Origin of the sequence: Mycobacterium sp. GA-1199 (genome assembly GCF_001500045.1) — a bacterium.
In the GTDB taxonomy this organism is placed as follows: domain Bacteria; phylum Actinomycetota; class Actinomycetes; order Mycobacteriales; family Mycobacteriaceae; genus Mycobacterium.
In genome coordinates this window covers 37,504-54,725 of record NZ_LQIX01000009.1, presented here as the reverse complement: position 1 = coordinate 54,725, position 17,222 = coordinate 37,504, and the positions used below count along the sequence as shown (strand labels likewise).

The 17,222-nt window shown below is 68.1% G+C and carries 17 protein-coding genes; 10 read left to right on the top strand and 7 right to left on the bottom strand.

Features of this window, described 5'->3' with window-relative positions; genetic code table 11:
• Window positions 1-29: 29 nt before the first annotated feature.
• From AU198_RS07705 to AU198_RS07685, 5 genes are all read left to right on the top strand, one after another.
• Entirely contained in the window at window positions 30-941 is a 912-nt protein-coding gene (locus AU198_RS07705; RefSeq protein ID WP_082690913.1) for an ACP S-malonyltransferase, read from the top strand.
• 76 nt (window positions 942-1,017) lie between these two features.
• A complete protein-coding gene (acpM, locus tag AU198_RS07700) occupies window positions 1,018-1,320 on the top strand; it encodes a meromycolate extension acyl carrier protein AcpM (RefSeq protein WP_059098849.1) in 303 nt (100 codons plus the stop codon).
• Window positions 1,317-2,567 carry a 3-oxoacyl-ACP synthase KasA gene (gene kasA / locus AU198_RS07695; RefSeq protein WP_064347244.1) on the top strand — a complete coding sequence of 417 codons (1,251 nt, stop codon included), beginning with the start codon at window positions 1,317-1,319 and terminating at the stop codon, window positions 2,565-2,567. Before acpM ends, kasA begins: the two co-directional genes overlap by 4 nt.
• Before the next feature lie 23 nt (window positions 2,568-2,590).
• Window positions 2,591-3,853: a 3-oxoacyl-ACP synthase KasB gene (gene kasB, locus AU198_RS07690; RefSeq protein WP_064347242.1), complete on the top strand. Its 1,263-nt coding sequence runs from the start codon at window positions 2,591-2,593 to the stop codon at window positions 3,851-3,853.
• Window positions 3,854-3,888: 35 nt separating this feature from the next.
• The gene (locus AU198_RS07685; protein WP_064347240.1) at window positions 3,889-5,313 is read left to right on the top strand and encodes an acyl-CoA carboxylase subunit beta; all 1,425 of its coding nucleotides are present in this window, start codon (window positions 3,889-3,891) and stop codon (window positions 5,311-5,313) included.
• A 99-nt stretch (window positions 5,314-5,412) separates the two neighbouring features.
• On the opposite strand, the gene AU198_RS07680 is transcribed toward AU198_RS07685, so the two are convergent.
• Together AU198_RS07680 and AU198_RS07675 are read right to left on the bottom strand one after the other, a co-directional pair.
• The gene (locus AU198_RS07680; RefSeq protein WP_064347238.1) at window positions 5,413-6,951 is read right to left on the bottom strand and encodes a glycerol-3-phosphate dehydrogenase/oxidase; all 1,539 of its coding nucleotides are present in this window, start codon (window positions 6,949-6,951) and stop codon (window positions 5,413-5,415) included.
• A complete protein-coding gene (locus AU198_RS07675; RefSeq protein ID WP_064347236.1) occupies window positions 6,948-7,526 on the bottom strand; it encodes a TetR/AcrR family transcriptional regulator in 579 nt (192 codons plus the stop codon). Before AU198_RS07675 ends, AU198_RS07680 begins: the two co-directional genes overlap by 4 nt.
• 59 nt (window positions 7,527-7,585) lie before the next feature.
• Here AU198_RS07675 and AU198_RS07670 point away from each other — a divergent pair, with 59 nt between their 5' ends.
• A complete protein-coding gene (locus AU198_RS07670) occupies window positions 7,586-9,166 on the top strand; it encodes an FAD-binding oxidoreductase (RefSeq protein ID WP_197416058.1) in 1,581 nt (526 codons plus the stop codon).
• On the top strand, window positions 9,163-10,077 hold the full coding sequence (locus AU198_RS07665) for a diacylglycerol kinase (RefSeq protein ID WP_064347232.1): 915 nt from the start codon (window positions 9,163-9,165) through the stop codon (window positions 10,075-10,077). The genes AU198_RS07670 and AU198_RS07665 overlap by 4 nt, the downstream gene beginning before the upstream one ends.
• A 158-nt stretch (window positions 10,078-10,235) precedes the next feature.
• Here the strand turns inward: AU198_RS07665 and AU198_RS07660 are convergent, their stop codons facing one another.
• From AU198_RS07660 to AU198_RS07645, 4 genes are all read right to left on the bottom strand, one after another.
• Complete coding sequence (locus tag AU198_RS07660; protein ID WP_064347347.1) at window positions 10,236-10,748, bottom strand: DUF3145 domain-containing protein; 513 nt, start codon at window positions 10,746-10,748, stop codon at window positions 10,236-10,238.
• A gap of 110 nt (window positions 10,749-10,858) precedes the next feature.
• Window positions 10,859-11,683, bottom strand: a complete 825-nt coding sequence (locus AU198_RS07655) for a serine hydrolase domain-containing protein (protein WP_064347231.1) — start codon at window positions 11,681-11,683, stop codon at window positions 10,859-10,861.
• 10 nt (window positions 11,684-11,693) lie between these two features.
• Window positions 11,694-12,767 carry a class I SAM-dependent methyltransferase gene (locus AU198_RS07650; protein ID WP_064347345.1) on the bottom strand — a complete coding sequence of 358 codons (1,074 nt, stop codon included), beginning with the start codon at window positions 12,765-12,767 and terminating at the stop codon, window positions 11,694-11,696.
• 71 nt (window positions 12,768-12,838) lie between these two features.
• On the bottom strand, window positions 12,839-13,618 hold the full coding sequence (locus AU198_RS07645; RefSeq protein WP_064347230.1) for a dioxygenase family protein: 780 nt from the start codon (window positions 13,616-13,618) through the stop codon (window positions 12,839-12,841).
• A 36-nt stretch (window positions 13,619-13,654) separates the two neighbouring features.
• Here AU198_RS07645 and AU198_RS07640 point away from each other — a divergent pair, with 36 nt between their 5' ends.
• Window positions 13,655-14,743, top strand: a complete 1,089-nt coding sequence (locus AU198_RS07640; RefSeq protein WP_064347228.1) for an S-(hydroxymethyl)mycothiol dehydrogenase — start codon at window positions 13,655-13,657, stop codon at window positions 14,741-14,743.
• Window positions 14,740-15,369, top strand: a complete 630-nt coding sequence (locus AU198_RS07635; RefSeq protein WP_064347227.1) for an MBL fold metallo-hydrolase — start codon at window positions 14,740-14,742, stop codon at window positions 15,367-15,369. The genes AU198_RS07640 and AU198_RS07635 overlap by 4 nt, the downstream gene beginning before the upstream one ends.
• On the opposite strand, the gene AU198_RS07630 is transcribed toward AU198_RS07635, so the two are convergent.
• Window positions 15,370-15,969, bottom strand: coding sequence for a hypothetical protein (locus AU198_RS07630; RefSeq protein WP_064347225.1), 600 nt, complete (start codon window positions 15,967-15,969; stop codon window positions 15,370-15,372).
• Between the two features lie 137 nt (window positions 15,970-16,106).
• On the opposite strand from AU198_RS07630, the gene AU198_RS07625 reads away from it, so the two are divergent.
• Window positions 16,107-17,195, top strand: a complete 1,089-nt coding sequence (locus tag AU198_RS07625; protein ID WP_064347224.1) for a class I SAM-dependent methyltransferase — start codon at window positions 16,107-16,109, stop codon at window positions 17,193-17,195.
• Window positions 17,196-17,222 lie beyond the last annotated feature (27 nt).

Here is a 17,222-nt window from a genome sequence, read left to right as displayed (position 1 = left end):
ACCAGTCTTCACAGTGTTCTCTTAATGATGTGCTTGCACTTCTCGCGCCCGGACAGGGCTCACAGACACCCGGCATGCTCGCCGCATGGCTGGAGCTGCCCGGCGCCGCCGAGCGGCTCGCCGGATGGTCCGAGATCAGCGGGCTGGACTTGGCGCAGCTGGGCACCACCGCGTCGGCAGAGGAGATCACCGACACGGCGGTGACCCAGCCGCTCGTCGTGGCGGCCACGCTGCTGGCCCACGAGGAACTGACCCGGCGCGGTTCGATCGTCGACAAGAAGACCGTGGTGGCAGGCCACTCCGTCGGAGAGATCGCCGCCTACGCGATCGCCGGGGTGATCTCCGCCGACGATGCCGTCAAGCTGGCTGCCACCCGCGGCGCCGAGATGGCCAAGGCGTGTGCGGTCGAGCCCACGGGTATGGCCGCCGTGCTCGGCGGTGAGGAAACCGACGTGCTGGCCCGCCTCGAGGCGCTGGACCTGGTCCCGGCCAACCGCAACGCGGCGGGACAGATAGTCGCCGCCGGTGCGGTCGCCGCACTGGACAAGCTGGTCGAGGATCCGCCGGAGAAGGCGCGGGTGCGCAAGCTGGCCACCGCCGGCGCCTTCCACACCCACTACATGGCCTCGGCCCTCGACGGCTACGCCGCCGCGGCCGAAGGTGTAACGAGCGCCGAGCCGAACACGACGCTACTGTCGAACGCGGATGGCCAGCCGGTGGATTCGGCGGCCGACGCCATGAGCAAGCTGGTGGCGCAGATGACGCGCCCGGTCCGCTGGGACCTGTGCACCGAGACGATGCGCCGGCTCGATGTGACCGCGATCGTCGAGTTCCCGCCCGCCGGGACGCTCGCGGGTATCGCGAAAAGAGAACTTCGGGGGGCGCCGACGCACGCCGTCAAGTCCCCCGCTGACCTGGACGGGCTCGCCGAACTCTCATAAGCGGGCCTGCGCCAGACACAACCACATAACGATCGTCATTCCCATCAAGTAACACCACTGAATAGAAGGAGCCAACGTGGCCGCCAGTCAGGACGAAATCATCGCCGGTCTCGCCGAGATCATCGAAGAGGTCACCGGTATCGAGCCTTCCGAGGTCACCCCTGAGAAGAGCTTCGTCGACGACCTGGACATCGACTCGCTGTCGATGGTCGAGATCGCCGTGCAGACCGAGGACAAGTACGGCGTGAAGATCCCGGACGAGGACCTCGCCGGTCTTCGCACCGTCGGCGACGTCGTCACCTACATCCAGAAGCTCGAGGAAGAGAACCCCGAAGCGGCCGCGGCCATCCGCGCGCAGATCGAAGCCGATCGGGCATGAGTAGACCTTCCACTGCTAACGGCGGTTTCCCCAACGTCGTCGTGACCGCCGTCACGGCGACCACGTCGGTCGCGGCGGACATCGAGAGCACGTGGAAGGGGCTGCTGGCCGGCGAAAGCGGCATCCGCGTCCTCGAGGACGAGTTCGTCACCAAGTGGGACCTGCCGGTCCGCATCGGTGGTCACCTCGTCGACGCGATCGACGACCACATGACGCGACTGGACATGCGACGGATGTCGTATGTCCAGCGCATGGCCAAGTACCTGTCTGGCCAGCTCTGGGAGACCGCGGGCACGCCCGAGGTCGATCCGGATCGCTTCGCCGTGGTCGTCGGCACTGGTCTGGGTGGCGGCGAGAAGATCGTCGAGACCTACGACGCGATGAACGAGGGCGGCCCCCGCAAGGTGTCGCCGCTCGCGGTGCAGATGATCATGCCGAACGGTGCGGCCGCGGTGATCGGTCTGCAGCTGGGCGCGAGGGCCGGGGTCATCACCCCGGTCTCGGCCTGCTCGTCGGGTTCGGAGGCCATCGCCCACGGCTGGCGTCAGATCGTCATGGGTGACGCCGACATCGCGGTGGTCGGAGGCGTCGAGGGCGGAATCGAAGCGCTGCCGATCGCGGCGTTCTCCATGATGCGCGCGATGTCGACCAACAACGAGGATCCCGAGGGTGCCTCGCGGCCGTTCGACAAGAACCGCGACGGGTTCGTCTTCGGCGAGGCCGGTGCGCTGATGGTCATCGAGACCGAGGAGCACGCCAAGGCCCGCGGCGCCAAGCCGTTGGCCCGCCTGATGGGTGCGGGCATCACGTCCGATGCCTTCCACATGGTGGCCCCTGCGTCCGACGGTCTTCGCGCCGGCCAGGCGATGAAGCGTGCGATGGAGACCGCGGGCCTCGAGCCCAAGGACATCCAGCACGTCAACGCACACGCCACCGCCACGTCCATCGGTGACGTCGCCGAGGCCAACGCGATCCGGTCGGCCGGGGTGGAGCACGCGGCGGTCTACGCGCCGAAGTCGGCGCTCGGCCACTCCATCGGAGCGGTCGGCGCGCTGGAATCGGTTCTGACCGTGCTCTCGCTGCGTGACGGCGTCATCCCGCCGACACTGAACTACGAAACGCCCGATCCTGAGATCGATCTCGATGTGGTTGCAGGCGAGCCTCGTTATGGCGACTACCAGTACGCCATCAACAACTCGTTCGGCTTCGGCGGACACAATGTCGCCCTGGCCTTCGGACGCTACTGAGCGGAAGGAATTCTCGGGCAGGAATGGCAGGGTCAGCCGCACTTTCCACGGGGGACGGTTTCCCCAACGTCGTCGTCACGGGTATCGCCATGACGACCGCCCTGGCCACCAGCGCGGACGAGACCTGGAAGAAGCTGCTGGACGGCCAGAGCGGAATCCGCAAACTCGAGGACCCGTTCGTCGAGGAGTATGACCTGCCGGTTCGCATCGGCGGGCATCTCCTCGAGGACTTCGACCACGAGTTGAGCAAGGTGGAACTGCGCCGACTGTCGTATCTGCAGAAGATGTCGACGGTCCTGGGCCGGCGGGTCTGGGAGAACGCGGGCACACCCGAGGTGGACCCCAAACGGCTGACGGTGTCGATCGGCACCGGCATGGGCTCCACCGAGGAGTTGGTGTTCAGCTACGACAACATGCGCGCCAAGGGTCTGAAGGCGGTTTCACCGCTGGCCGTACAGATGTACATGCCCAATGCCGCTGCCGCCGCAGTGGGATTGGAGCGGAAGGCCCGCGCCGGAGTGGTCACTCCGGTGTCGGCCTGCGCATCCGGTTCGGAGGGCATCGCGCACGCCTGGCGCAACATCGTGCTGGGCGAGGCCGACGTCGCGATCTGCGGCGGCGTGGAGACCAGGATCGAAGCGGTGCCGATCGCCGGCTTCGCCCAGATGCGAATCGTCTTGTCCACCACCAACGATGACCCTGCCGGCGCATGCCGTCCGTTCGACAAGGACCGCAACGGGTTCGTGTTCGGCGAAGGTGGTGCGCTGATGGTCATCGAGACCGAAGAGCACGCCAAGGCTCGCGGCGCCAACATCCTGGCCCGGATCATGGGGGCCAGCATCACCTCGGACGGCTACCACATCGTGGCGCCGGACCCGAACGGCGAACAGGCCGGTCACGCGATGACGCGCGCCATCCAACTCGCCGGGCTGCAGCCCACGGACATCGACCACGTCAACGCGCATGCCACCGGCACCAGCGTCGGCGACGTGGCCGAGGGCAAGGCGATCAACAATGCGATGGGCGGCCACAAGCCTGCGGTATACGCACCCAAGGCGGCGCTCGGCCACTCGGTCGGCGCGGTCGGTGCCGTGGAGTCCATCCTGACCGTTATGGCGTTGCGGGAGGGCATCATTCCGCCGACGCTGAACCTGCGTAACCTCGATCCGGACATCGATCTGGACGTGGTCGCCGGTGAACCGCGGTCGGGCAATTACCAGTACGCGATCAACAACTCGTTCGGATTCGGTGGGCACAACGTCGCGCTCGCTTTCGGGAAGTATTGACACTCCCCGGAATCCAGCGCACTAGGAGGTATTGAATGACGACCATGGCGCCCGAGACAGTCGGCGAATCGCTCGACCCTCGTGATCCGCTCCTGCGTCTGAGCACCTTCTTCGACGACGGCAGTGTCGAATTGCTGCACGAGCGCGACCGTTCAGGCGTTCTCGCCGCCGCCGGAACCGTCAACGGAGTGCGCACCATCGCGTTCTGCACCGACGGCACCGTCATGGGTGGGGCCATGGGCGTCGAGGGATGTGCCCACATCGTCGACGCCTACGACCAGGCCATCGAGGAGCAGAGCCCGATCGTGGGCATCTGGCACTCCGGCGGTGCCCGTCTCGCCGAGGGCGTCAAGGCGTTGCACGCGGTCGGCCTGGTATTCGAGGCGATGATCCGCGCATCCGGTTACGTCCCGCAGATCTCGGTCGTCGTCGGCTTCGCCGCGGGCGGTGCGGCCTACGGACCGGCTCTGACCGATGTGATCGTGATGGCGCCCGAGAGCCGGGTGTTCGTCACCGGACCCGACGTGGTGCGCAGCGTCACCGGCGAGGACGTCGACATGGCCAGCCTCGGCGGTCCGGACACTCACCACAAGAAATCCGGCGTGTGCCACATCGTCGCCGACGACGAACTCGACGCCTACGAGCGCGGCCGCCGGCTGGTCGGATTGTTCTGCCAGCAGGGCCATTTCGACCGTGCGAAGGCCGAAGCGGGCGACACCGACCTGCACGCGCTGCTGCCGGAGTCGGCGCGACGCGCATACGACGTGCATCCGCTCGTCGAGGCGTTGCTCGACGAGGACGTGCCGTTCGAGGAATTCCAGGGCAAGTGGGCCCCGTCGATCGTGATCGGTCTCGGTCGGTTGTCGGGCCGCTCGGTCGGCGTGATCGCCAACAACCCGCTGCGCCTCGGCGGCTGCCTGAACTCTGAAAGTGCCGAGAAGGCGGCGCGATTCGTGCGCCTGTGCGACGCGTTCGGGATTCCGATCATCAACGTCGTCGACGTCCCCGGATACCTGCCCGGCGTTGATCAGGAGTGGGGCGGCGTCGTGCGGCGCGGAGCGAAGCTGCTGCACGCGTTCGGCGAGTGCTCGGTCCCCCGGGTCACGCTGGTGACGCGAAAGATCTACGGCGGCGCCTACATCGCGATGAACTCGCGCTCGCTGGGTGCCACCAAGGTCTACGCCTGGCCGGACGCCGAGGTCGCCGTCATGGGTGCCAAGGCCGCGGTCGGCATCCTGCACAAGAAGAAGCTGGCCGCCGTCGAGGATCTCACCGAGCGCGAGGCCCTGCACGAGCAGTTGGCTGTGGAGCACGAGAAGATCGCGGGCGGAGTCGATTCCGCGATCGATATCGGCGTCGTCGACGAGAAGATCGATCCGGCGCACACCCGCAGCAAGCTGACCCAGGCGCTGGCGGAGGCGCCGGCACGCCGCGGCCGGCACAAGAACATCCCGCTGTAAACCTCAGCACGGCTGTACCCCTTCAGCGCCGAGACCGACGTTTCGGCTGGACTGCGCGCAGCGGATCGGCCATTTCGTCGGTCTCGGCGCAAGAAGTGGCTAGCCGACGGCCGCGAGCATCTCCTCGGCTGCCGCCACCACCCGCTCGCGGTCGGCCTCGACCAACCCGATGCGGGTGCGGCGGTCGACGATGTCGTCGACGGTCAGCGCGCCCTCATGGCTCACCGCGTACTCGAACTCCGCGCGGATGACGTCGATCCCCTCGGCGACCGGTTCGGTGGGCCGCTCACACGCGGCGGCGGCGATGACATTCGGCGCCTCGGCGCCGAAGCGGGCCACCAGTGAACCCGGCATCTCGGCCGGATGACGCAGCGTGGCAACCGGATTCGACGGCGCCCCGACGAGTGGCAGGTTGCGGGTGCGGCAGTCGGTCGCGGTCAGGCCGCGCCACTCGATCGCCCGGTCGAGCACATCCTCGGCCATGAAGCGATATTCGGTCAGCTTGCCGCCGATGACGCTGATGACGCCCGAGGGTGATTCGACGACCGCGTGTTCGCGCGAGACGTCGGCAGTGCGTCCCGCGCCGGTGTCGATCAGCGGACGCAGACCGGCGTATGCGCCGATCACATCGGACGGGCTCAACGCGACATCCAGGGCGGTGTTCACAGTGTCGAGCAGGAACGAGATCTCCTCGGGCGCGGGTTCGGGCACGTCGGGGACCGGGCCAGGCGCATCCTCGTCGGTCAGCCCGAGGTACACCCGGCCCAACTGCTCGGGCATCGCGAAGACGAAACGGTTGATCTCGCCGGGTATCGGGATGGTAAGGGCTGCAACCGGATTGCCGAAGGCCGCCGCGTCGAACACCAGATGCGTTCCGCGGCTCGGCCGCAGCTTGATCGAGGAATCCACCTCGCCCGCCCACACCCCGGAGGCGTTGATCACGGCACGCGCGGCGACGTCGAACGACTCGCCGGTGAGCTGATCGGTCAGCCGCACCGAGGTGCCGGTGGCGTGCGAGGCCGCCACCCGCGTCAGTACCCGGGCACCGTGTTGGGCCGCCGTCCGCGCCACCGCGGTGACCAGGCGGGCGTCGTCGATCAACTGACCGTCGTAGGCCAGGAACGCGCCGTCGAGACCGTCGCGCCGTACGGTGGGTGCGAGTTCGACTGCCCGGCGCGCGTCGATCCGCCGCGAGCGGGGCAACACCGACGACGGCGTGCCCGCCAGCCTGCGCAGGCCGTCGCCGGCGGCGAAGCCGAAGCGCACCAGCGCGCGCGAGGCGGAGTTCATCGACGGGAGCAACGGCACCAGCTGCGGCATCGCCGTGACCAGATGGGGTGCGTTGCGGGTCATCAGGATTCCGCGTTCGACGGCGCTGCGCCGCGCTATGCCGACGTTGCCTGTCGCCAGGTACCGCAGCCCGCCGTGAACCAACTTGGAGCTCCACCGGCTGGTACCGAAGGCGAGATCGTGCTTTTCCACCAGCACGACGCGCAGACCGCGGGTGGCCGCGTCCAACGCGATCCCCGTTCCGGTGATGCCACCGCCGATGACGATGACGTCGAGGCACTCACCGTCGGCCAGCGCCGCCAGTTCGGTGCTGCGGCGCGCGGAGTTCAGGGCCGTGGAGCCGGTCACGGTGTCAGATACCCGTCGAGAGCGCGCGCCAACTCGGTGTCGAGCGCATCGGTGTCCAACAGCTTTTCGACCATCTGCGCGGACTGGATCGCCGACTGCGTGATCAGCAGGCACATCGCGGCCAGCTGACGCGCGTCGCCGGCGCGCACGCTGCCGTCGTCCTGGGCGATCTTGATGGCGTGGGTCAACGCGTCGATCAGGATCATCTGGCTGGTCCCGAGCCGGTTCGCGATGTAGACCATCGCGAATTCGGGTGCGTCTTGCAGCACGGACATGATGATCTCGTCGGTGCGAAGGTGCCGGGCCACTTCCACGACCCGCTGCACCAGCGCTTTGCGGTCGGATCCGGTGTCGGGCACTTTGTCCAGCACACCGGCGATGCGCTCGGTCATCAGCGCCGCGAGCACCCCGTTCGTGTCGGACCACCTGCGGTAGATGGTGGGGCGGCTCATGCGCGCGCGGCGGGCGATGTCGGTCAGCGTGACCCGCTTGACCCCCACGGCGAGCACGCAGGCCGCCGCGGCGTCGATGATGCGCGCCTCGACAGTCGACTCATCGTTACGGATTGACGACATGTGTAATACTGTAACGCATGACGCGCCCGGATGCTCACTCGACCGCTCTCCTGCCCCCGATGAAGTGGAACGCCTGGGGCGACCCCGCCCAGGCCAAACCGCTCTCCGAGGGCATCCGGACGCTGCTCGAACAGGCGCTCGGCGTGGAGACGTCGACCGCCGAAGAACTCGAACCCGACCAGGTGCGACTGCGGCCGTCGGCGCTGACCGACGACGACCGCGACGCGTTGACCGCCATCGTCGGGCGCGATCACTGCCGCGTCGACGACCAGGGTCGCCTGCTGCGGGCCGGCGGCAAGTCGACATTGGACCTGCTGCGCCGCCGCGACCCCGATGAGCAGGACGCGCCGGACGCGGTGGTGCTGCCCGGTAGCGAAGAGGAGATCGCCGCGATACTGCATCTGTGCGGTGAGCGTCGCATCGCCGTCGTCCCGTTCGGCGGCGGCACCAGCGTGGTCGGCGGCCTCGACCCGATCCGCGGCGACTTCCGCGCGGTGATCTCCCTGGACCTGCGCCGCTTCGACGAGCTTCACTTCCTCGACGAGGTCTCCGGAGAAGCCGAACTGGGCGCGGGAGTGACGGGACCCGACGCCGAACGCCTGCTGGGCGAACGCGGTTTCTCGCTCGGCCACTTCCCCCAGAGCTTCCAGTTCGCCACCATCGGCGGCTTCGCCGCGACGCGGTCGTCGGGCCAGGGTTCGGCGGGCTACGGCCGGTTCAACGACATGGTGCGCGGCCTGCGGGCGGTCACACCGGTCGGCGTGCTCGACCTCGGCCGGGCGCCGGAGTCGGCGGCGGGACCGGATCTGCGACAGCTGCTGATCGGCTCGGAGGGCGTGCTCGGCGTCATCACGCGGGTGCGAGTGCGGGTGCATCCGAAGCCGACCGCCACCCGCTACGAGGCGTGGTCGTTCCCCGACTTCGCCGCGGGCGCCGACGCCCTGCGCGCGGTCGTGCAGACCGGGACCGGCCCGACGGTGATCCGCCTGTCCGACGAGGCCGAGACGGGAGTGAACCTCGCGACCACCGAAAGCATCGGCGAAAAACAGAGCGCCGGAGGATGTCTGGCGATCACCGTGTTCGAGGGCACCGAAGCGCACGTCGCCAGCAGACATTCCGAGACGCGCGCGGTGCTCGAAGCCGCCGGTGGCACCTCGCTGGGCGATGAACCCGCACGCGCATGGGAGCACGGCCGGTTCAACGCGCCGTATCTACGCGACTCGCTGCTGTCGGCCGGCGCGCTGTGCGAGACGTTGGAGACCGCGACGAACTGGTCGAACGTGCCTGCACTCAAGGCTGCCGTCACCGAGGCGCTGACGAACGCGCTCACCGAAACCGGCACGCCATCGCTGGTGCTGTGCCACATTTCGCATGTGTATCCCACCGGCGCGTCGCTCTACTTCACGGTCGTCGCGGGGCAGCGGGGAAACCCGATCGAGCAGTGGCGCAAGGCGAAAGCCGCGGCGTCGGAGGCGATGATGCGCACCGGGGCCACCATCACCCATCACCACGCCGTCGGGGCCGATCACCGGCCATGGATGCGTGACGAGGTCGGTGACCTCGGCGTCGCGATCCTGCGCGCCGTCAAGGACACACTCGACCCTGCGGGAATCCTCAACCCCGGCAAGCTGATCCCATGACGATCGACGGTCGCGTGACGATGCTGACCAACCCCGCCTCGGGACACGGTAGCGCACCCCACGCGGCCGAATGCGCTGTCGCACAATTCCATCGGCGCGGAATCGACGTCGTCGCGATCGCCGGCACCGACGCCGAACACGCGCGCAAACTCGTCGAAGGTGCGCTCGAACGCGGGATGGACGCGCTCGTCGTTGTCGGCGGCGACGGCATCATTTCCCTTGCGCTGCAAGTGCTTGCGCAGACCGACATCCCGCTGGGCGTCATCCCGGCCGGCACCGGCAACGACCACGCGCGCGAGTTCAAGATCCCCACCCGCGACCCCGAAGCCGCCGCCGACGTCGTGGTCGACGGCCTGGCCGCCGAGACCGCTAAGACCATCGACCTCGGCCACATCCGCGGCGTCGACGGCACCGAGAAATGGTTCGGCACCGTGATGGCCGCCGGTTTCGACTCGCTGGTGACCGACCGGACCAACCGCATGCGCTGGCCGCACGGCCGCATGCGCTACAACCTCGCGATGGTGGCCGAGCTGTCGAAGTTGCGGCTCTTGCCGTTTCGGCTGTCGTTCGACGGCGACGAAGTGACAACGGAGTTGACGCTGGCCGCGTTCGGCAACACCCGCAGCTACGGCGGCGGCATGCGGATCTGTCCCGACGCCGACCCGACCGACGGTCTGCTCGACGTGACGATGGTGGCCTCGGCGTCGCGCACGCGGCTGATCCGGTTGTTTCCCACCGTGTTCAAGGGCACCCACGTACACCTCGACGAGGTTCGCACCGCGCGGGCCAAGACCATCACCGTCGACTCCCCCGGCATCAATGCCTACGCCGACGGCGAGTACATGTGCCCTCTACCGGTCGAGGTGTCGGCCGTTCCGGGGGCGCTGCGGATCCTGACGCCGCGACGCTGACGAACGTGCGGTTCCATACCCGACACGCCGCTCGGGCGTATGGGTCCGCACACTCGCGCCGGACCAAGACCTACCCGACTCCCCGCCTGATGTCGTCGGCTACCCGACTCCCCGCCTGATGTCGTCGGCTACCCGACTCCCTGCCCGAATGTCGTCGGCTACCCGACTCCGCGGCTCAGCCAGCTCACCTCCGCGGCCGCACCGCCATCGCGGTACGGCTCCAAGGCCTCGTCCCACGCTGTGCCCAGCACCGAGTCCAGTTCGGCGGCGAGAGTGTCCGCGCCGGCCGCCATCATCGCGCGCAGCCGCATCTCGCCGACGATCACGTCGCCGTTGGCGCTCATCGATCCGCTCCACAGCCCGAGCTGCGGCGTGTGGCACCAGCGATGGCCGTCGACGCCGGGGCTGGGATCCTCGGTCACCTCGAACCGCAGCACCGACCACGACCGCAACGCACTGGCCAGCGCGGCACCGGTGCCTACCGGACCGACCCAGTTGGTGACGGCACGCAGCTGTCCCGGCATGGCCGGTTGCGGAGTCCACTTGAGATTCGCCCTCGCCTGAAGGGTCGACGACAACGCCCACTCGACATGCGGGCACACCGCAGCGGGTGACGCGTGGATGTAGACCACGCCCGTCGTCGCTTCGGCGAACTGGTTCGACGCACGCATTTGCCACTCCTTCGGCTCCACGAGGGACGTCTTCCCCAAGCGGCCTCTTGAAACCGAAAATTACAGCTGTGTCGTGCGTGTCTATTGTGCCTTGTGAGGCGCCTGTTGCGCTAGTCTGCGGCAAATTCTCTCAGGACTTCGTCAGATAACGTCCGCCACGGCTTGTACGCCCACTCGCCGAAGTTGCGATCGGTGAGCACGACGAGCGCCAGATCGGCGTCCGGATCGACCCACAAAAACGTCCCTGACTGGCCGAAATGCCCGAACGTGCGCGCGGAGTTCTCCTCGCCCGTCCAATGCGGGGACTTGTCGCCGCGGATCTCGAAGCCCAGCCCCCAGTCGTTGGGCCGTTGCACACCGAACCCCGGCAGCACCCCGTCCAAGCCGGGAAACTGCACGGAGATCGCCTCGCCGTGCAGTTGGGCGGACACCGTTGCCGGCCGCAGCAAGTCGGCGGCGAACGCCGCCAGATCGGCCGCCGTCGACGTCGCGCCGTAACCCGCGGCGGCCGCGCCCCCGTCGAGCACGCTGTCGGACATGCCCAGCGGTTCGAACACTGCCTCGGTCAGATACCGGTCGAACGCGATACCCGTCGCCTTCTCGAGGGTCTCGGCCAACACACCGAACCCGTAATTCGAGTAGACGCGCCGCGTCCCCGGCTCGGCCATTGTCTCCGCCGAGCGCATGGAGTAGCCCGACGCGTGCGCCAACAGGTGACGTACCGTCGCCCCGGGCGGACCCGCTTCGGTGTCGAGTTCGACCGCGCCCTCCTCGACGCCGACCTGCACCGCGCGTGCGGCCAGCGGCTTGGTCACCGACGCCAGCTCAAATCGTCGCCGCTGGTCACCGTGCTCGGCCAGCACCCCAGACGGTCCGACCACGGCGGCCGCGGCGTTGGGCACCGGCCAGTCGCCCATGAGATCCAGCGCGTTCATCGCGCCGAGCCTACTTGCGTGCGATGTAGTAGTTGTTGATCGGATCGGTCTCGATCTCTTGCACCTGGATATCGCTGAAGCCCGCATCTGCGAGCATTGAAGCGGCGAGCTGATGCCCCCAGCAGGTGCCCAGTCCCGCACCGTCGAGGCCAAGCGACACCGTCATGCAGTGCATCGTCGAGACCGTGTAGAGGTAGGTGGCCAGCGGCGCGCCGACGTTGTCCTCCAGCCTGCTCGAGGCCTTTACGTCGACCATGAGCAGGCGGCCGCCCGGCCTGAGCGCGCGGTAGATGTTGGCCAGCACGGCGGCCGGATCGGCCTGATCGTGGATGGCGTCGAAAACCGTTATCACATCGTAACTTTCGGCCATGTCGAGCGCCGCAACGTCGGCGGCGACGAAGGTGGCGTTGGCCAGTCCCAACCGGGCCGCTTCGGCGCGTCCCACGCCGAGACCCTCGTCGCTGAAGTCGATTCCGGTGAACCGGCTGGCCGGGAACGCCTGCGCCATCACGTTGATCGCGTGCCCGCTGCCGCAGCCGATGTCGGCGACGTCGGCCCCGTCGCGCAGCAGCTGTGGCAGTCCCGGTGCCAACGGCAGGATGACGTCGACGAGCGCGGCGTCGAACACCTCACCGCTCTGCTCGGCCATCACCGTGTGGAACCGCGGGTACTCGCTGTAGGACAACCCTCCACCCGAGCGGAAGCAGCCGATGATCTTCTGCTCGACCTCGCCCAGCAGCGAAATGAACTGCGCCAACCGCGCGAAGTTGTCCGGGCCCGCGGCGCGGGTGAGGACCGCGGCGCGGTGCGGCGGAAGCCAATAGGTGCCCGCCGCGGGGTCGTACTCGACCACCCCCGCCGTCACCACACCGCCCAGCCACTCGCGCACGTAGCGTTCGTTGAGTCCCGCGGCCGCGGCGAGCTCGGCGCTGGTGGCCGGGGCGGAATCGGCCATGGTGTCCCACAACCCGGTCTGGTGACCGATCGACAACAGCAGGGCGAGGCTGGCGCTGTCGATCGCGGACACCATCCGCGCGGCGAACTCCTCGGTCGTGTCCGCTGGTCTGTGGTCGATATCGGTCATCGCGGCTTCCTTCCGGCGTGCTGAACTCATGTCCATTGCACAACGGAGTCCCGCGCCGGGCGGTTCAACGGCTAAATCAGTTCGAGCGACCTCTTGGCCAGACCCATCCAGTAGCCGTCGATCACCTGCCGCGCCTGCTGCGCGGGATCGCGGGAGGCGCCGAGCGCGACGAACAGCGGCGACCAGTGCTCGATGGTGGGATGCGCATACGGCATGCCCGGCGCCCGATGACGGAAGTCGATCAGGGCGTCGACGTCGCCAGCGGCGAACATCTCGGCCGCCCACATGTCGAAGTCCGTCGACCAGTCCGGCGGCTCCGCGCCCGGTGACGGGTCGTCGAGGAACGGCAAACCGTGCGTCGTGAACCCGGACCCGATGATCAGCACGCCCTCGTCGCGCAGCGGCCCCAACCGCTCGCCCAGGTGCAGCAGCGCCTGCGGGTCGAGCGTCGGCATCGAGATCTGCAGCACCGGGATGTCGGCATCCGGATACATCACCGTCAGCGGAACGTAGGCGCCGTGGTCGAGCCTGCGATCGGGGTCGTGGCGCACCGGCTCATCGCGGGGCAGCATCGCCTCGATGCGCGCGGCGAGGTCGACGGCGCCGGGCGCGTCGTAGGTCGTCTGGTAGTACCGCTGCGGGAAGCCCCAGAAGTCGTAGGTCAACGGCGTCTGCGTCGATGTCGACCCGATCGTCAGCGGCGCGGACTCCCAGTGCGCCGACACGACCAGGATCGCCGCAGGCCGTGGCAGCTCTGTCGCCCAAGCCGCGAGCTGACGCACCCACAACTCGTCGTCGACCAGCGGTGGCGCACCGTGGGAGAGGAACAGCGCGGGAAGCGAATCAGCCATGTGACCGAGTGTTCCCCCAGCCGATAGGTTGTAGTCATGAGTCAAACGGTGCGCGGAGTGATCTCACGAAAGAAGGACGAGCCGGTCGAAGTCGTGGACATCGTGATCCCCGACCCGGGTCCGGGCGAGGTGGTGGTCGACGTCACGGCGTGCGGGGTCTGCCACACCGACCTGACCTACCGGGAGGGCGGCATCAATGACGAATTCCCTTTCCTGCTCGGCCATGAGGCCGCGGGCACCGTCGAATCCGTCGGAGCAGGTGTCACCAACGTCGAGCCCGGCGATTTCGTGATCCTCAACTGGCGCGCGGTGTGCGGCCAGTGTCGGGCATGTAAGCGCGGCCGTCCGCACCTGTGCTTTGACACCCACAACGCCGCGCAGAAGATGACGCTGACCGACGGCACGGAGCTGACCCCGGCCCTGGGCATCGGCGCGTTCGCCGACAAGACGCTGGTGCACGAAGGGCAGTGCACCAAGGTCGATCCCGCCGCCGACCCCGCCGTGGCCGGACTGCTGGGCTGCGGCGTGATGGCCGGGCTCGGCGCCGCCGTCAACACGGGCGCGGTGACCCGCGACGACACCGTCGCCGTGATCGGCTGCGGCGGCGTCGGCGACGCCGCCATCGCCGGGTCCGCCCTGGTCGGCGCCAAGCGCATCATCGCCGTCGACACCGACACCAAGAAGCTCGAGTGGGCGCGCGACTTCGGCGCCACCCACACCATCAACGCCCGCGAACTCGACCCGGTGGAGACCATCACCGACCTCACCGACGGCTTCGGCGCCGACGTGGTTATCGACGCGGTCGGCCGGCCGGAGACCTGGAAGCAGGCGTTCTACGCCCGCGACCTCGCGGGAACCGTTGTCTTGGTGGGTGTTCCGACTCCCGACATGACGCTGGAGATGCCGCTGATCGACTTCTTCTCGCGCGGCGGCTCACTGAAGTCGTCGTGGTACGGCGACTGCCTACCCGAGCGCGACTTCCCCACCCTGATCAGCTTGTACCTGCAAGGTCGGCTGCCATTGGAGAAGTTCGTCACCGAACGCATCGGCATCGACGACGTCGAGGAGGCATTCCACAAGATGCACAAGGGCGAGGTATTGCGATCGGTGGTGGTGTTGAAGTGAACGGCGGACCGATCGGCCGGGTGGTCACCCATGGCACCTTCGAACTCGACGGCGGCAGTTGGGAAGTCGACAACAACATCTGGATCGTCGGCGACGATTCCGAGGTGGTCGTGTTCGACGCGGCGCACGACGCGGGACCGATCGTCAACGCGGTCGGCGGCCGGCATGTGGTCGCGGTCGTGTGCACGCACGGACACAACGACCATGTGACGGTCGCACCCGAACTGGGCCAGGCACTCGACGCGCCGGTGCTGATGCACCCGGCCGACGACATGCTGTGGCGAATGACGCACCCGGACAGCGACTTCCGCACCGTGTCCGACGGCGACACCCTGCACGTCGCGGGTACCGAGCTTCGCGCGCTGCACACACCCGGGCATTCGCCGGGTTCGGTGTGCTGGCATGCGCCCGAGTTGAACGCGGTGTTCTCCGGCGACACCCTTTTTCAGGGCGGGCCGGGCGCGACCGGGCGCTCGTTCTCGGACTTCCCCACCATCCTCGAGTCGATCTCCGGGCGACTGGGAAAGCTGCCCGACCACACCGTCGTCTACACCGGTCACGGCGATTCCACCACCATCGGCGATGAACTGGTCAACTACGACGAGTGGGTGGCCCGCGGGCACTAGCTAGTCCCCCAGTATGCGGCGCTTCTCCGTCTCGAACTCGGTCTCGGCCAGCGGACGCGCCACCTTGGCCGCGCGGGCCGACCAGACCAGAGCGGCGATGAGCCCCAGCACCCCCAGCGCGGCCAACCCGCCGAACAACCACGCCAGCCAGCCGTACGAACTGCCATGACCGAAGGAGAGCCGCGGGTCGATGTATCCGTTCACGCTGCCGTCGGTCGAGACGCGATAGGCGCCGGGCTCGGCCACCTGCACCACCCAGAGCCGCACATGGGTGTCGCTGTTCACGGTGGTTGTCCCGCCGATACTTTCGGTCACCACGGGATCGGGCGCCCCCTCGGGCGCGTCGATGTTGATGCTGAGCGCGGGGATCGGGAAACCACTGGTCGGCTGTCCGGTGGTCACGGTGTGGAAGCTGACCGTCACCTCGCCCGCGGGCAACTCGATGCTGCCGGACCCCGGAATCGGCACTTCGCCGTACGCGTCGAAATCGTCGAGGACGAACGCGTTGAGCACCATGGTGACGATGAAACCGACGACGGCGGTCACGAGGGTCACCACGGAGACGACGACGGCGACGCGCGGGCCGGCCCTTCCGCTCATGCGCAGAGTTTGGCACGGGCGGGACCGCGCCGGCGCGGTGTTGCCACGGATACGTCGGCCTCCGTCGGCAGCGACGGCCCGCGGGGACTACCGTCGGATAGGACCGAACCTGTTGTCCGCACGTCACGGAGGTCGCGATGCCCGAGTCCAGCATCGTCGTGCGGCCCGAGCCGATGGAGAGCGGGTCGTACACCGCCGGTTCGCGTCTGCAGGCCGCCGGTCTGCAGGGAGCGATCAAGCTCTTCGAGGAAGCGGCCGCCGCCGTGCCGATCCCGAGGCCTCCGCAACCGTTCGTCATCGCCGACTACGGCGCGTCGACCGGCCACAACTCGCTGCTGCCCATCTGCGCGGCAATTGCGTTGGTGCGCAAGCGGACCCGCACCGACCACCCCACCCTGGTCGTGCACACCGACGTACCGGAAAACGACTTCACCGCCCTGTTCCGCACCCTCGCCGAGGATCCGGACACCTACCTGAGCAAGGACTCCGCGGCCTTCGCCTCCGCGATCGGCCGGTCGTTCTACTCGCAGATCATGCCGTCGAGCAGTGTGAACCTCGGCTGGAGTTCCTGGGCCGTGCACTGGCTCAGCCGTGTTCCCGCGCCGATCCCCGACCACGTCCACGTGGCCTACAGCCGCGACGAGACGGTGCGCGCCGCGTACGCCAGGCAGGCCGCCACCGACTGGCATGAGTTCATCGCCTTCCGCGGTCGTGAACTGCGTCGCGGCGGTCGTTTCGTCGTGATGACGACGGCGGTCGACGACAACGGCGAGGTCGGGTACCGCTCGGTGCTCGACGCGCTGGTCGACGCGATCGACGAACTGGCCGCCGACGGCTTGCTGACCGCCGACGAGGTGCACCGAATGGGTATCCCGATCGTCGGCCGGCGGGAGCAGGATTTCCTGGCGCCGTTTGCTCCGAAGGGCCGCTTCGAACAACTCGAGATCGAACATCTCGAGATCTTCGACGCCGGGGACCGCTTCTGGCAGCAGTATCAAGTCGATGGCAGCGCAACGACTTTCGGGGCACAGTGGGCGTCATTCGCCAGGGCGGCGGTGTTCCCGACGCTGGCGACCACACTCGACGGCGGTGCCGCCGACCCTCGGTCGGACCAGTTCTTCGATCGCCTGGAAGCAGGTATGGCGGCTCGACTCGCCGCGGCTCCCGAGAAGACTCAGATCCCGATGGCGCACCTGGTGTTGACCAAGAAACCGAGAAACCCCTGAACCGTAGCCGGCGATGCGGCCGAACGA

Coding starts and splice junctions, on each gene's coding strand:
- kasA (WP_064347244.1), top strand. CDS start 1,317: ATGAGTAGACCTTCCACTGCTAACGGCGGTTTCCCCAACGTCGTCGTG.
- kasB (WP_064347242.1), top strand. CDS start 2,591: ATGGCAGGGTCAGCCGCACTTTCCACGGGGGACGGTTTCCCCAACGTC.
- AU198_RS07685 (WP_064347240.1), top strand. CDS start 3,889: ATGACGACCATGGCGCCCGAGACAGTCGGCGAATCGCTCGACCCTCGT.
- AU198_RS07675 (WP_064347236.1), bottom strand. CDS start 7,526: ATGTCGTCAATCCGTAACGATGAGTCGACTGTCGAGGCGCGCATCATC.
- AU198_RS07670 (WP_197416058.1), top strand. CDS start 7,586: ATGAAGTGGAACGCCTGGGGCGACCCCGCCCAGGCCAAACCGCTCTCC.
- AU198_RS07665 (WP_064347232.1), top strand. CDS start 9,163: ATGACGATCGACGGTCGCGTGACGATGCTGACCAACCCCGCCTCGGGA.
- AU198_RS07660 (WP_064347347.1), bottom strand. CDS start 10,748: ATGCGTGCGTCGAACCAGTTCGCCGAAGCGACGACGGGCGTGGTCTAC.
- AU198_RS07655 (WP_064347231.1), bottom strand. CDS start 11,683: ATGAACGCGCTGGATCTCATGGGCGACTGGCCGGTGCCCAACGCCGCG.
- AU198_RS07650 (WP_064347345.1), bottom strand. CDS start 12,767: ATGACCGATATCGACCACAGACCAGCGGACACGACCGAGGAGTTCGCC.
- AU198_RS07645 (WP_064347230.1), bottom strand. CDS start 13,618: ATGGCTGATTCGCTTCCCGCGCTGTTCCTCTCCCACGGTGCGCCACCG.
- AU198_RS07640 (WP_064347228.1), top strand. CDS start 13,655: ATGAGTCAAACGGTGCGCGGAGTGATCTCACGAAAGAAGGACGAGCCG.
- AU198_RS07630 (WP_064347225.1), bottom strand. CDS start 15,969: ATGAGCGGAAGGGCCGGCCCGCGCGTCGCCGTCGTCGTCTCCGTGGTG.
- AU198_RS07625 (WP_064347224.1), top strand. CDS start 16,107: ATGCCCGAGTCCAGCATCGTCGTGCGGCCCGAGCCGATGGAGAGCGGG.